Source organism: Oleiagrimonas sp. C23AA, assembly GCF_011759385.1.
Classification (GTDB): Bacteria; Pseudomonadota; Gammaproteobacteria; order Xanthomonadales; family Rhodanobacteraceae; genus Oleiagrimonas.
This window is the reverse complement of the sequence record NZ_JAARLY010000006.1, coordinates 19,863-32,260: the sequence shown is the minus strand read 5'-3', so window position 1 is coordinate 32,260 and position 12,398 is coordinate 19,863. Positions and strand designations below refer to the sequence as shown.

The window sequence follows — 12,398 nt, the reverse complement described above, 5'->3', positions numbered from 1 at the left end:
ACTGACCATGACCCGACCTGTCCTGCTCAACAATATCGACCATCGCGACCTGCGCGTGGCCACCGGCTACGGCGCCGCCTACGGCGACGACGCGATGTCGGCACTGACATTCCCGGGCGAGTTCCGCAACGTCCAGGCCTACTACCCGATCGTGTTCCAGAAGGACGCCCAGGGTCGCTTCCAACCGGTGGCGCTGTTCGGCCTTGAGGCCGGACAGAATCTGTTCCTGGATGACTCGCGCTGGGATGCGCCCTATGTGCCGCTGGCCGTGCAGCGCCAGCCGTTCATGATCGGCATGAGCGACGGCCAGCCGATGGTGCACATCGACCTGGACCACCCGCGTGTGGGCGCCAGCGACGGGCAGGCACTGTTTCTCGAACACGGCGGCACCAGCCAGTACCTGGACCAGGCCAGCTCCATTTTGCTGGCACTGCACGAAGGGCTTGAGGAAACGCCTGCCTTTGTGGACACCTTGCTCGAACACGACCTGCTGGAATCGTTCGTTCTGGACGTGGAGCTGGGCGGTGAGCAACCGCACCGCCTGGCCGGCTTCTACACCATTCACGAGGAACGCCTGCAGGCACTGGACGGCGCGGCGCTGGCCAAGCTGCATGCCGCCGGTCATCTGCAGCCGATCTACATGGCGCTGGCATCGCTGTCGCATCTTCGCGACCTGATCGAGCGCCAGCAGCAACGGAGCGCCGGCCATGCCTGAGGCGGTCGCCGAGCGCCACGGGCTGGACCCGATGGCCCTGCCCGACGAGGTACTGCACAGCACGCAGCCACTCTTGTTGCGCGGGCTGGTTGCCGACTGGCCAATGGTGCAGGCGGCACGCTGCTCACCTGCCGACGGCGTGGCCTACCTCAACCGCTTCGATCGCAAGGCACCGGTGGTGGCGATGGTCGCGCCGCCTGAAAGCGGCGGGCGCTTCTTCTACAACCAGGACCTGAGCGGCTTCAATTTCCAGCGCCAGAAGGCGCCGCTGGCCGCGGTGCTCGATACCCTGCTGAAAGCCGCCGATACCGAGGCGCCGCCGGCGATCTATGTCGGCTCGACCACGCTGGACACCTATCTGCCCGGCTTTCGCCAGGACAACCCGATCAACCTGGAAGCCATGCAGCAGAAGCTGGCCAGCATCTGGATCGGCAATCGCTCGCGGATCGCCGCCCATCAGGATCTGCCCGACAACCTGGCGTGCGTGGTCGCCGGCCGTCGCCGCTTTACGTTGTTTCCACCAGACCAACTGGCCAACCTCTACATCGGCCCGCTCGATTTCACACCGGCCGGCCAGGCCATCAGCCTGGTCGACTTTCACCAGCCCGATTTCGAACGCTTCCCGCGCTTTGCGAAAGCCCTGGAGCAGGCCCAGGTGGCCGAACTGGAGGCCGGCGATGCGCTGATGATTCCCAGCATGTGGTGGCATCACGTCGAAGCGCTTGAGGCATTCAACGTGCTGGTCAATTTCTGGTGGCGCCGCGTGCCCGGCTACATGGACACGCCAATGAACGCGCTGATGCTGGCGCTGATGAGCATCCGCGACCTGCCGCCCGAGCAGCGCCGCACCTGGCAGGAGACATTCCGCCACTACGTGTTTGAGCCCGATGACGCCACCGCCGGGCACATTCCGGAAAGTGCCCGGCGCGTGCTGGCACCCATCGACGAAACCACCGCGCGTGAGTTGCGCGCGCACCTGCTGCAACGCCTGAACCGCTGACCGACGCCACGCCATGAGCCAAGCCCATCACGACACGCCCCGTTCGCCCGTCCGCCGTGTGGTCATCGCCGGCGGCGGTACCGCCGGCTGGATGGCCGCCGCCGCGCTCTCGCGCACCCTGGGCAAGGTGCTGGACATCACCCTGGTCGAGTCCGACGCCATTGGCACCGTCGGTGTCGGCGAGGCCACCATTCCCACCCTGGTCACCTTCCACCGGCTGCTGGACATCAACGAGCAGGCGTTCATGGCCGCCACGCATGCCACCATCAAGCTGGGCATCGCCTTTGAGAATTGGCGCGATGTCGGGCGCGACTACATCCACTCGTTCGGCAGCACCGGCAAGGACCACTGGACCGCCGGCTTCCAGCACTTCTGGCTGAAAGGACGCGAGCGCGGCCTGGCCGGCGACTATGGCGATTACTGCCTGGAACTTCGCGCGGCGCAGGAAGGCAAGTTCGCGCACCTGCCGCGCGGCGGCATCAACTACGCCTTCCATCTGGATTCGGGCCTTTACGCGCGCTTCCTGCGCCAGTACGCCGAGGGCTTTGGCATCAAGCGCGTCGAAGGGCGCATCGGCGAGGTGGCGATGGCCGACAACGGCGACATCGCCGCGCTGGTGATGGACGATGGCCAGCGCATCGAGGGCGACCTGTTCATCGACTGCACCGGCTTTCGCGCCCTGCTCATCGGCCAGACCCTGGGCGTGGGCTATGACGACTGGTCGCAGTGGCTGCTAGCCGACAGCGCGCTGGCGGTGCAGACCGAAAGCCAGCGCGATGCCATTCCCTATACCCGATCGATCGCCGGCGAGGCCGGCTGGCAGTGGCGCATTCCGCTGCAACACCGCGTCGGCAACGGCATCGTGTTTTCCAGCCGCCATATGGACGAAGCTTCCGCCCGCCAGGCGCTGATGGACAGCATCGAAGGCGCGCCGCGCAACGAGCCACGCCTGATCCGCTTCACCCCCGGCCAGCGCAAGAAGGCCTGGGAGCGCAACTGCATCGCGCTGGGGCTTTCCAGCGGTTTCCTGGAACCGCTGGAGTCGACCAATATCCACCTGATCCAGCGCGGCATCACGCGCTTGCTGCAATCGTTTCCGCATGTGATCGGTCAGGTCGATATCGATGAATACAACGCCCAGGTCGCGTCCGAAATCGAGCACATCCGCGATTTCGTGATCCTGCACTACCACGTCACCGATCGACGCGACACGCCGTTCTGGCGCCATTGCGCCGAAATGGACGTGCCCGATTCGCTGCGCCACCGCATCGAACTGTTCAAGGCCACCGGCCGCGTGTTCCGCATCCCCAACGAGCTGTTCACCGAGAACTCCTGGACCCAGGTCATGCTGGGTCAGGGCATCACGCCCGCGCAGCACCACCCTTCGCCGGACCTGATGGGCGATGTCGAACTCAAGCAGTTCCTGGAGAGCATTCGCAGCCATGTCGAACACACCGTGGCGCGTCTGCCCCGGCACATGGACTACATCCGCAGCTACTGCCCGATGAAGTCAGCAGATACCTGATAGAGAGGCAAGCGCTCAGGGCGTCAGCACGGCGGCGCCCTCGATGCGCCCGTCGCGCAGGCGCTGCAATGCTTCGTTGGCTTGCTCCAGGGCGAATACGGTAGTGGTGGTGCGCACCGGAATCTGCGCGGCGACGGCAAAAAACTCCTCGCCGTCGCGCCGGGTCAGGTTGGCCACCGAGCGCACGGCACGCTCCTGCCACAAAAGACGGTAGGGGAACGAGGGAATGTCACTCATGTGAATGCCGGCGCAGACCACCGTGCCACCCGGCGCGGTGGCTTTCAGCGCGGCCGGCACCAGCTCGCCCACGGGCGCGAAGAGGATCGCCGCATCCAGCGGCTGGGGTGGCGTATCCATCGAGCTGCCGGCCCATTCGGCGCCCAGCGAGCGCGCGAACGCCTGGCCCTGCCTGTCACCGGGCCGGGTGAAGGCATACACCGCCTGCTTGCGATGTCGCGCCACCTGGATGGCAATATGCGCGGCGGCGCCAAAACCATACAGCCCCAGCCGGTTAGCCTCCCCGGCCATGCGCAGCGCGCGATAACCGATCAGGCCGGCGCACAGCAGCGGCGCGGCCTCGACATCGGAAAACACCTCGGGGATGGCGAAACAGAAACGGGCGTCGGCCACCGCGTATTCGGCATAACCGCCATCGACCTGATAGCCGGTAAAGCATGCCTCGGGACACAGATTCTCGCGACCGCTGCGGCAGTATGCGCACTCGCCGCAGGTCCAGGCCAGCCACGGCACGCCAACCCGATCATCGATTGAAAACGCCGTCACGCCTTCGCCAACGGCATCGACCCGGCCGACGATCTCGTGGCCGGGAATCAGCGCCGGCTTTGGCTGTGTCAGTTCGCCGTCGAGCACATGCAGATCGGTACGGCAAACCCCACAGGCATGCACACGAAGGCGCACCTGCCCCGGGCCGGGCATGGTCGTGGCGCGCTGCTCATCGTAATGCAACGGTTGTCCCGCGCGACGGAACACCATGGCGCGCATAGTCTGGACCGGTTGCGCCGTCACCATGACCGCCTTAGAAGCGCACCACCATGCGCCCATCCACCTTGCCGGCCTTGAGCTGCTCGAAGATGGTGTTGATCTCCTCCAGCCGTGCCTCGTGGATATGCGTCTTGACCTTGCCCTGCGCGGCGAAGGCCACCGCCTCGGCAAGATCCTTGCGGCTACCGACGATGGAGCCGCGCAGGGTAATGCGCTTGAGCACCACGTCGAAGATCGGGGTCGGAAACTCGCCCGGTGGCAAGCCGACCATGGCCACCGTGCCCTTGCGACGCACCATGTGCAGCGCCTGCTCGAAGGCCGGCGGTGAGACCGCCGTCACCAGCACGCCCTGTGCGCCGCCCCCGGTCAGCGTCACCACCTGCTCGGCGGCATCGGCATCACGCGCGTTGACGGCCGCCTCGGCGCCCAGCGACTTGGCCAGCTCCAGCTTGTCGTCGGAGACATCCAGCGCCACCACGCGCAGTCCCATGGCTACGGCATACTGCACGGCCACATGCCCCAGGCCGCCGATGCCGGAGATGGCCACCCATTCACCCGGCTTGGCCTCGGTTTCCTTCAGGCCCTTGTAGGTGGTCACACCGGCGCAGAGGATCGGCGCGATGGCGGCGAAGTCCACATCATCGGGCAGGCGCGCCACGTACTCGGCGTGGCCGATGGCGTACTCGGCAAAGCTGCCGTTGACGCTGTAACCGCTGTCGTGCTGCTGCTCGCACAGCGTTTCCCAGCCGGTGATGCAGTACTCGCAGCGCCCGCAGGCATCGTGCAGCCAGGCAATGCCCACCGCATCGCCTTCCTTCACATGGCTGACGCCAGGGCCGACCTTGACCACGGTGCCGGCGCCTTCGTGACCGGGAATGAACGGCACGCTCGGCTTGACCGGCCAGTCGCCGTCGGCGGCGTGCAGGTCGGTATGGCACACACCGGTGGCGACGATCTTCACCAGCACCTCGCCCGGCCCGGGCTCCGGAATCGGCACCTGCTCAATGACCAGCGGCTTTCCGAACTGGTGTACGACAGCGGCTTTCATCGTCTTGGCCATGACGGCACTCCTGAGGCGGATGGCAGTGAATGGCGCCAAGCTTAGGCGTGGGACGGGCCCATGCATTGATCTGGGTTAAGAACTCGACCTTTGGCGATAACCGACCAGAAATTGACGCAGATTAAGGACGGCCCACCAGGCGCGGCGCAATCTGCACGGGCAGCAAGCGCCAAACATAACGGTGGCCTTCCATACGGCCATAACCATTGCCATTAGATCTGGAGTGAAGTCATGGGCAATCAGGCACAACATCCGGACCACGTCGACGAGAGCCGACTCAGGAACCGTTACGACAACTTCATCGGTGGCGAATGGAAAGCGCCACTGAAAGGTCGCTATTTCACCGACAAGAGCCCCATCGACGCCAGCACGCTGTGCGAGGTGGCACGCTCGGATGCCGGCGATGTCGAGCGCGCGCTGGATGCCGCGCACGCCGCGCGCCAGGGCTGGGCGCGCACCTCGCCGGCCCAGCGCGCCCACCTGCTCCATCGCATCGCCGATCGTATCGAGGAAAACCTTGAGCTGCTGGCCCGCGTGGAAACCCGCGACAACGGCAAGCCGATCCGCGAAACCCTCAACGCCGACGTGCCGCTGGCGGCCGATCACTTTCGCTACTTTGCCGGCTGCATCCGCGCCGAGGAAGGCTCGATCGGCGAGATCGACCACGACACGGTGGCTTACCACTTCAAGGAACCCATGGGCGTGGTCGGGCAGATCATCCCCTGGAACTTCCCGCTGCTGATGGCGGCCTGGAAGATGGCGCCGGCCCTGGCCGCCGGCAATTGCGTGGTCATCAAACCGGCCTCGGACACGCCGATGAGCCTGGCGGTGCTGATGGACCTTGCCGGCGACATCCTGCCGCCGGGCGTGCTCAACGTGGTGTTCGGCCACGGCTCGGAGGTCGGTGGCCCACTGGCACGCAGTCCGCGCATCGCCAAGATCGCCTTCACCGGCGAGACCACCACCGGCCGGCAGATCATGCAGTACGCCGCCGAGACCATCATCCCGCAGACCATGGAGCTGGGCGGCAAGTCGCCGAACATCTTCTTCGCCGACGTCATGGACGAGGACGACGGCTTCCTGGACAAGGCGCTGGAAGGATTTGCCCTGTTTGCCTTCAACAAGGGCGAAGTGTGCACCTGCCCGTCCCGTGCGCTGGTGCAGGAATCGATCTTCGATGAATTTGTCGAACGCGCGGTGGCGCGGGTGGCGAAAATCAAGGTGGGTGATCCACTGGATCCGGCCACACAGATGGGCCCGCAATGCTCGGCCGGCCAGCTCGAAAAGATCCTGGGTTACGTCGATGTCGGCAAGCAGGAAGGCGCGCACTGCCTGACCGGCGGCGCGCGTGCGCACCTGGGTGGCGCGCTGGAGAACGGCTACTTCATGCAGCCGACGGTGTTTTCCGGCAACAACAACATGCGCATCTTCCAGGAGGAGATCTTCGGCCCGGTGCTGTCGGTCACCTCGTTCAAGGATCTGGATGAAGCCATCGCCATCGGCAACGACACCGTCTATGGCCTGGGCGCCGGCGTGTGGTCTCGCAACGTCAACAATACCTACCGCGTCGGCCGCGGCATCCAGGCCGGTCGTGTGTGGACCAACTGCTATCACCAGTATCCGGCGCATGCCGCCTTCGGTGGCTACAAGCTGTCCGGCTTCGGCCGCGAGACCCACAAGATGATCCTGGACCACTACCAGCAGACCAAGAACCTGCTGGTCAGCTACAGCACGGAAGCTGCCGGCCTGTTCTGATCCACCCTGGCATCCGGCCCGCCGCCACAGGTGGGCCGGATGCGTGGAGCCTGCCTACCGTGTCTGTCGAGCATCCCATCCCACCACCACGGGTCGTGTTCAGCGACCGTGCCCGCGCGCTGCTGCGCCAGTTGCGCGCCGAACATGGTCCGCTGCTGCTACACCTTTCCGGCGGCTGCTGTGAAGGCAGCGCGCCGATGTGCCTGCGCGCCAGTGACTTTCGTGTCGGCGCGCAGGATGTGTTGCTGGGCGTGATCGAAGACTGCCCGTTCTATGTCGCCGCCGCGCACTATGCCTACGTGGCCTTCAGCCAGCTTGGCATCGATGTGGTCGACGGCGGTGGCGACAGCTTCTCGCTGGAGGCGGCCGAGGGCGTGCGTTTCATCGCCCGCTCGCGACTGTTCACCGATGCCGAGGCCCAGGCACTGGAAGCGTCCGGCCCGGCACCGCGCGGACCACAGGCAGTGGCCGCGGCGTCCGGTGCCGACGGCACTTGCCGCGACACGCCCACAGGCAGAACATGAGCTGCATCTGTCGGATCACCTGCCTTTTACCGTCCTTGCGCCGGCCCGGCCTCGGACGCCGCAGCCACAAGGAGCGTTCGTGATGACCACGATTGCCGTGCTGAAGGAAACCCACCCCGGCGAACGGCGCGTGGCGCTGGTCCCTAGCGTGATCGAACGACTGGCCCAGGACGGGCTCAGCATTCGCCTGCAGTCCGGTGCCGGTGATGGCCTGGCCCTGCCCGACGCTGCCTTCGCGCCGGCCGAGGCGATAGCCGACAGCGCCACCTTGCTGGCCGACGCCGACATCGTGCTCGCCGTGCAGCCGCCAGACCCGGCGCTGATCGCGCAGATGCGCCCCGGCGCCATACTGGCCTGTCTCGGTGCCAGTCACGATGAGGCGCTGCTGGGCGCCCTGCGCGAGCGCGGCATCATCTGTTTCGCCATGGAGCAGGTGCCGCGCATCAGCCGCGCCCAGGCCATGGATGTGCTGACCAGCCAGGCCACGCTGGCCGGCTATTACGCGGTGCTGCTCGGCGCCACCCAACTGGCGCGCATCCTGCCGCGCATGACCACCGCCGTCGGCACGCTGCGTCCGGCCCAGGTGCTGGTGATGGGACTGGGCGTGGCCGGCCTGCAGGCCATTGCCACCGCGCATCGCCTGGGCGCGCTGGTGGAAGGCTACGACGTGCGTCCCGAGACCCGCGAACAAGCCGCGTCACTGGGTGCCAAGTTTGTCGACACCGGTGTCGATGCGCGCGGCGAAGGTGGCTACGCACGCGAGCTGACCGATGAGGAAAAAACCAAGGTTGCCGCGGCCATCACCCGTCATATCCAACAGGCCGACCTGATCGTCACCACCGCCTCGGTGCCTGGCCGCGCGGCACCCAAGTTGATCAGCCGTGATCAGGTCCAGGGCATGAAGGCCGGCGCGGTCATCGTCGACCTGGCCGCCGAAAGCGGCGGCAATTGCGAGTGCAGTCAGCCGGGCCAGACCGTGCGCGAAGGCCAGGTCACCGTGGCCGCCCCGCTCAACGTGCCTTCGCTGGTCGGCGAGCACGCCAGCGAGCTTTACGCCAAGAACCTTGCGCACCTGCTGGGTCTGCTCATCAACGACGATGGCGCCATCGCCCCGGACTGGAGCGACGAGGTACTGGCCAAGACCGCCGTGACCCGCGCCGACCCAAGCCATGCAACGGCCACGCTACCGGGCTGAACTGGCCTCACCACCGACGACGCGGCCTGCATCGCAGGCGGCCTTCCAGGTTCCAAGGAGCGCTTCGTGGATACGCATATCGTTCTGACCGTTCTCATCGCCGTATACATCTTCATGCTGGCCGCCTTCACCGGTTACGAGGTGATCTCGCGCGTGCCGGCGATCCTGCACACGCCGCTGATGTCCGGCTCCAACTTCGTGCACGGCATCGTCGTGGTCGGCGCCATGTACGCGCTGTTCAACGCCGCCAGCTGGCCGGAACAGGTCATCGGTTTCCTCGGCGTGCTGCTTGGCGCCGGCAACGTCGGCGGTGGCTACGTGGTCACCGAGCGCATGCTGGAGATGTTCAAGCCCAGCGCCAAGAAGCAGCCTTGAGGAGCCGGCCATGAGTTTTCTGATTGTCGACCTGTGCGGGCTCTTGGCCGCGTTTCTTTTCATCTATGGCTTAAAGCGCATGGCCTCGCCAGTGACCGCGCGCTCGGGTATCCGTGTGGCCGGCTTCGGCATGGCGCTGGTGGTGCTGGCCGCCTTTCTGTACGCCATGCACGTCACGCCAGCCGCGCGCCCGCACCTTGGTACCAACGTGCTGCTGGCCGTCATTGCGCTTGTTCTGGGTCTGGGCTGGGCCTGGTGGCGCGGCAAGCGCGTGGCGATCACCGCCATGCCGCAGATGGTGGCGCTGTACAACGGCATGGGTGGCGGCGCGGCGGCGGCCATCGCCGCAGTGGAACTGCTATCGCATGAAGCGCTGACGGCGCTGCATCTGGGTGTGGCGCTGGCCGGCGCGCTGATCGGCGCGGTTTCGCTGTCCGGTTCGGTGGTGGCCTGGGCCAAGCTCGACGGTCGCCTGCGCAAACCGTGGCGCATCAAGGGCCAGAAGGTGCTCAACGCGCTGGTGCTGCTGGCCGCGCTGGCGCTTGGGCTGGCTGCGCTGCTGGCCAGCGGTGGTCCCGGCCCCGGGTTGACCGCGGCCTTCTTCGTGCTGGCGCTGGCCTTCGGCATCCTGATGACCTTGCCCATCGGCGGCGCCGACATGCCGGTGCTGATCTCGCTGTACAACGCCTGCACCGGCCTGGCCGTGGGTCTGGAAGGCTACGTGCTGGGCAATCCGGCGCTGATGATCGCCGGCATGGTGGTCGGCGCGGCCGGTACCCTGCTGACCCTGCTCATGGCCAAGGCCATGAACCGCTCGCTGGCCAACGTGTTGTTCAGCAACTTCGGCGACGTCAGCCTGGCATCGGGCGATGACATCCAGGGCCAGATGAAGCCGGCCGAGGCCAGCGACGCGGCCATCACCATGCGCTACGCCGACAAGGTGATCATCGTGCCCGGCTACGGCCTGGCCGCGGCGCAAGCGCAGCAGAAGCTCTATGAATTTGTGAAGCTACTGGCCGAGGCCGGCGTCGACGTCAAGTTCGCCGTGCATCCGGTGGCCGGACGCATGCCCGGGCACATGGACGTGCTGCTGGCCGAGGCGGGCGTGCCCTATGACATGATCTTCGCGCTGGAGGACATCAACGATGCCTTCCCCGATACCGACGTGGTGCTGGTGATCGGTGCCAACGACGTGGTCAATCCGGCCGCGCGCAGCGACAAGTCCTCGCCGATCTACGGCATGCCGATTCTCGATGCCGACCGCGCGCAACAGGTCTACGTGGTCAAGCGCGGCCAGGGCAAAGGCTATGCCGGCGTCGAAAACGCGCTGTTCTACGCCGACAACTGCAACATGGTCTACGGCGATGCGCAGGCGGTGATGGCGAAGATGGTGCAGGCGGTCAAGGCACTTGGCGATGCGGGTGCGGCCTGATTCTCTCCGAGATCGACGGGCGTGACGCCATCGCCACACGAGGCCAGCTTCAGCCGACACGGGTGCAGTATTGCGCTTGACGCATATCAATGTGCGGCGAGCCTACCTGCGTAGCCTGATCCTGCTGGATGGAGATCAAGCCACCCACGCGTTGGCAAACTGTCGCTGGAGGTCAAGATCATGCTTACTGTCACATTGAAACGATGCGCTGCCACTACCGCGGCTACCTTGTTGCTGACGGTGGGACTACCCGCCATGGCAGCGCCCTCCGGCATCCAGGCCGCTGCCGGCACAAGCGCCAATAGCGCGGCCGTCTCACAGCAGACGCAAGAGACGTTCCACAAAAACATGCAGGTCATGCGCGGGCAGATGATGCAACTTCGCACCACCAGTGATCCGGCGGCCCGGGCCAAGCTGCTCAATGCGCACATGCAAACCATGCAGAGCACGATGCATATGATGATGGGCCAGCGCGGCATGCGCGGATCTGGGGGCATGGGGCCGGGCATGATGCGCGGAAGCGGCATGGGACGCGCCGGCGGTATGATGGGCGGTAACGGCCAGATGATGCAGATGATGATGGCGCAAATGCTGCAGCATCAGCAGGCCATGCAGGCCATGGGCTGCACCAAGTAGCCTCATATCTGCGCAAGACACGTCCGGTGGAGCCCGCGAGCCACGCTCGCGCGCGCCACCTCTGCTGGTGGACGCCAACACCCTATATTCGGCAGGGGACTTGGCGCCCCGGGCGCTCAGCGCCGGCGTCCAAACCTCGGCTGGAGCTCCGCGTAACCACGCAGGCGCGGGACTTGACCCGTGACAGAGCTCGGCGGCGAGTGAACTGGCCAGGACGCTCTGGTAAAAGAAATGGCGCCTCGGCGTCTTTCGAATAATTTGTATAAGTATTTATATTTAATGATTATATAAAAGTATAATTTTTACTGTTACTCACAACCTTACTCACTTTTGGGTTGGCCCCATTTTGAGTGGGTTTCAGCAACGGTTCCGGTCGAAAACATAGACGTGCCGGGCACCAATCGGGAGAAGAAGTGCTCGTATGTCGCCACTTTCTCCTGCCGGCGGTCAGTGACCGAATGTCTTGCGCAGATATGCGATGACGTTGTCGACATCCTTGGGAGTGAGGGTCGGATTGCCGCCGTTGGGCGGCATGGCCATCGGCGAACCGTTGCTCTGGAAGCCGTGGACGATACGGTCCTGCAGCACCTTGGTCGGCAGGCTCAGCACCCCCCCGGACTTGGTGAAATCGGGCGTTCCGGGAATCTGTCCCTTGCCATTCTCGCCATGGCAGGCCACGCAGGTCTGGTGGTACACCGCCGAACCGGCCTGGGCGTCGCCGCTCGTCGGTGGCGGACTGGCCCAGGCCATGGTGCTTGCAAGCAGACCGAGGGCCGGCAGGGTAGTGGTCAAGATACGTCCTGGTTTCATGCTCTTCTCCGGGTCAGTTGCTGGCCTTGAGGAACGCAGTAATGTCGCGCTCCTGCAGTCCGGTGAGATGGGCGCGCACCCGCATCTGGCCCATCGCCACTTCCCATTCGTTGTCGGTCAGCTCACGCGGGTCGCGCAGGTTGTGGCAGGAACCGCACACCGCGTGCCACTCCTTGGCCCCACGGGCAACCTGCAGGGCCTTCTGCAGCGCGGGATTGGGCGCTGGGGTCGAACGGGCCGTCTTGTCCGCGCTGTTCTGCGCCGGCGCTGCGGCTCCGCCGGTCGCGGCCAGCGCCGTTCCCGACAGCGCTACGCCGAGCAGGAGCACCATCAGCGGATTGAAACGATGTCGAACATGCATGTTCATGA

The 12,398-nt window shown here is 65.5% G+C and carries 12 protein-coding genes and 1 pseudogene; 9 read left to right on the top strand and 4 right to left on the bottom strand.

Annotated elements, in window-relative coordinates:
* Positions 1-7: 7 nt before the first annotated feature.
* The 3 genes from HBF24_RS11070 to HBF24_RS11060 are packed head-to-tail and all read left to right on the top strand — an operon-like array spanning position 8 to position 3,240.
* Positions 8-715 carry a SapC family protein gene (locus tag HBF24_RS11070; RefSeq protein WP_167172877.1) on the top strand — a complete coding sequence of 236 codons (708 nt, stop codon included), beginning with the start codon at positions 8-10 and terminating at the stop codon, positions 713-715.
* Complete coding sequence (locus HBF24_RS11065; protein WP_167172875.1) at positions 708-1,715, top strand: cupin-like domain-containing protein; 1,008 nt, start codon at positions 708-710, stop codon at positions 1,713-1,715. Before HBF24_RS11070 ends, HBF24_RS11065 begins: the two co-directional genes overlap by 8 nt.
* A gap of 13 nt (positions 1,716-1,728) precedes the next feature.
* Positions 1,729-3,240 (top strand): tryptophan halogenase family protein, encoded by a 1,512-nt coding sequence (locus HBF24_RS11060; RefSeq protein WP_167172873.1) that lies wholly within the window; start codon positions 1,729-1,731, stop codon positions 3,238-3,240.
* 15 nt (positions 3,241-3,255) lie between these two features.
* On the opposite strand, the gene HBF24_RS11055 is transcribed toward HBF24_RS11060, so the two are convergent.
* A complete protein-coding gene (locus tag HBF24_RS11055) occupies positions 3,256-4,269 on the bottom strand; it encodes a zinc-dependent alcohol dehydrogenase family protein (RefSeq protein WP_240922476.1) in 1,014 nt (337 codons plus the stop codon).
* Positions 4,270-4,276: 7 nt separating this feature from the next.
* A complete protein-coding gene (adhP, locus tag HBF24_RS11050; protein ID WP_167172872.1) occupies positions 4,277-5,302 on the bottom strand; it encodes an alcohol dehydrogenase AdhP in 1,026 nt (341 codons plus the stop codon).
* A 231-nt stretch (positions 5,303-5,533) separates the two neighbouring features.
* On the opposite strand from adhP, the gene HBF24_RS11045 reads away from it, so the two are divergent.
* The 6 genes and pseudogenes from HBF24_RS11045 (at position 5,534) to HBF24_RS11020 (ending at position 11,219) form a co-directional block, all read left to right on the top strand.
* The gene (locus tag HBF24_RS11045; protein WP_167172870.1) at positions 5,534-7,057 is read left to right on the top strand and encodes an aldehyde dehydrogenase family protein; all 1,524 of its coding nucleotides are present in this window, start codon (positions 5,534-5,536) and stop codon (positions 7,055-7,057) included.
* A gap of 77 nt (positions 7,058-7,134) precedes the next feature.
* Positions 7,135-7,497: pseudogene (locus HBF24_RS11040) on the top strand (DUF779 domain-containing protein); the annotation flags it as partial.
* Positions 7,498-7,660: 163 nt separating this feature from the next.
* Complete coding sequence (locus HBF24_RS11035; protein ID WP_343162754.1) at positions 7,661-8,776, top strand: NAD(P) transhydrogenase subunit alpha; 1,116 nt, start codon at positions 7,661-7,663, stop codon at positions 8,774-8,776.
* Positions 8,777-8,890: 114 nt separating this feature from the next.
* Positions 8,891-9,151 carry an NAD(P) transhydrogenase subunit alpha gene (locus tag HBF24_RS11030; protein ID WP_167173217.1) on the top strand — a complete coding sequence of 87 codons (261 nt, stop codon included), beginning with the start codon at positions 8,891-8,893 and terminating at the stop codon, positions 9,149-9,151.
* Positions 9,152-9,161: 10 nt separating this feature from the next.
* A complete protein-coding gene (locus tag HBF24_RS11025; RefSeq protein WP_167172866.1) occupies positions 9,162-10,583 on the top strand; it encodes an NAD(P)(+) transhydrogenase (Re/Si-specific) subunit beta in 1,422 nt (473 codons plus the stop codon).
* 255 nt (positions 10,584-10,838) lie between these two features.
* Positions 10,839-11,219, top strand: a complete 381-nt coding sequence (locus HBF24_RS11020; protein WP_167172864.1) for a hypothetical protein — start codon at positions 10,839-10,841, stop codon at positions 11,217-11,219.
* A gap of 447 nt (positions 11,220-11,666) precedes the next feature.
* Here HBF24_RS11020 and HBF24_RS11015 read toward each other — a convergent pair whose 3' ends face one another.
* On the bottom strand, positions 11,667-12,029 hold the full coding sequence (locus HBF24_RS11015) for a cytochrome c (protein ID WP_167172863.1): 363 nt from the start codon (positions 12,027-12,029) through the stop codon (positions 11,667-11,669).
* Between the two features lie 13 nt (positions 12,030-12,042).
* Positions 12,043-12,396 (bottom strand): hypothetical protein, encoded by a 354-nt coding sequence (locus HBF24_RS11010; protein ID WP_167172861.1) that lies wholly within the window; start codon positions 12,394-12,396, stop codon positions 12,043-12,045.
* Between the last annotated feature and the right edge of the window lie 2 nt (positions 12,397-12,398).

What these genes read in the sequence shown, in the direction of transcription:
- HBF24_RS11010 (WP_167172861.1), bottom strand. Translation starts at nt 12,396, where the DNA reads ATGAACATGCATGTTCGACATCGTTTCAATCCGCTGATGGTGCTCCTG.
- HBF24_RS11025 (WP_167172866.1), top strand. Translation starts at nt 9,162, where the DNA reads ATGAGTTTTCTGATTGTCGACCTGTGCGGGCTCTTGGCCGCGTTTCTT.
- HBF24_RS11060 (WP_167172873.1), top strand. Translation starts at nt 1,729, where the DNA reads ATGAGCCAAGCCCATCACGACACGCCCCGTTCGCCCGTCCGCCGTGTG.
- HBF24_RS11065 (WP_167172875.1), top strand. Translation starts at nt 708, where the DNA reads ATGCCTGAGGCGGTCGCCGAGCGCCACGGGCTGGACCCGATGGCCCTG.
- HBF24_RS11020 (WP_167172864.1), top strand. Translation starts at nt 10,839, where the DNA reads ATGGCAGCGCCCTCCGGCATCCAGGCCGCTGCCGGCACAAGCGCCAAT.
- HBF24_RS11070 (WP_167172877.1), top strand. Translation starts at nt 8, where the DNA reads ATGACCCGACCTGTCCTGCTCAACAATATCGACCATCGCGACCTGCGC.
- HBF24_RS11055 (WP_240922476.1), bottom strand. Translation starts at nt 4,269, where the DNA reads ATGGTGACGGCGCAACCGGTCCAGACTATGCGCGCCATGGTGTTCCGT.
- HBF24_RS11045 (WP_167172870.1), top strand. Translation starts at nt 5,534, where the DNA reads ATGGGCAATCAGGCACAACATCCGGACCACGTCGACGAGAGCCGACTC.
- HBF24_RS11030 (WP_167173217.1), top strand. Translation starts at nt 8,891, where the DNA reads ATGCTGGCCGCCTTCACCGGTTACGAGGTGATCTCGCGCGTGCCGGCG.
- HBF24_RS11015 (WP_167172863.1), bottom strand. Translation starts at nt 12,029, where the DNA reads ATGAAACCAGGACGTATCTTGACCACTACCCTGCCGGCCCTCGGTCTG.
- adhP (WP_167172872.1), bottom strand. Translation starts at nt 5,302, where the DNA reads ATGGCCAAGACGATGAAAGCCGCTGTCGTACACCAGTTCGGAAAGCCG.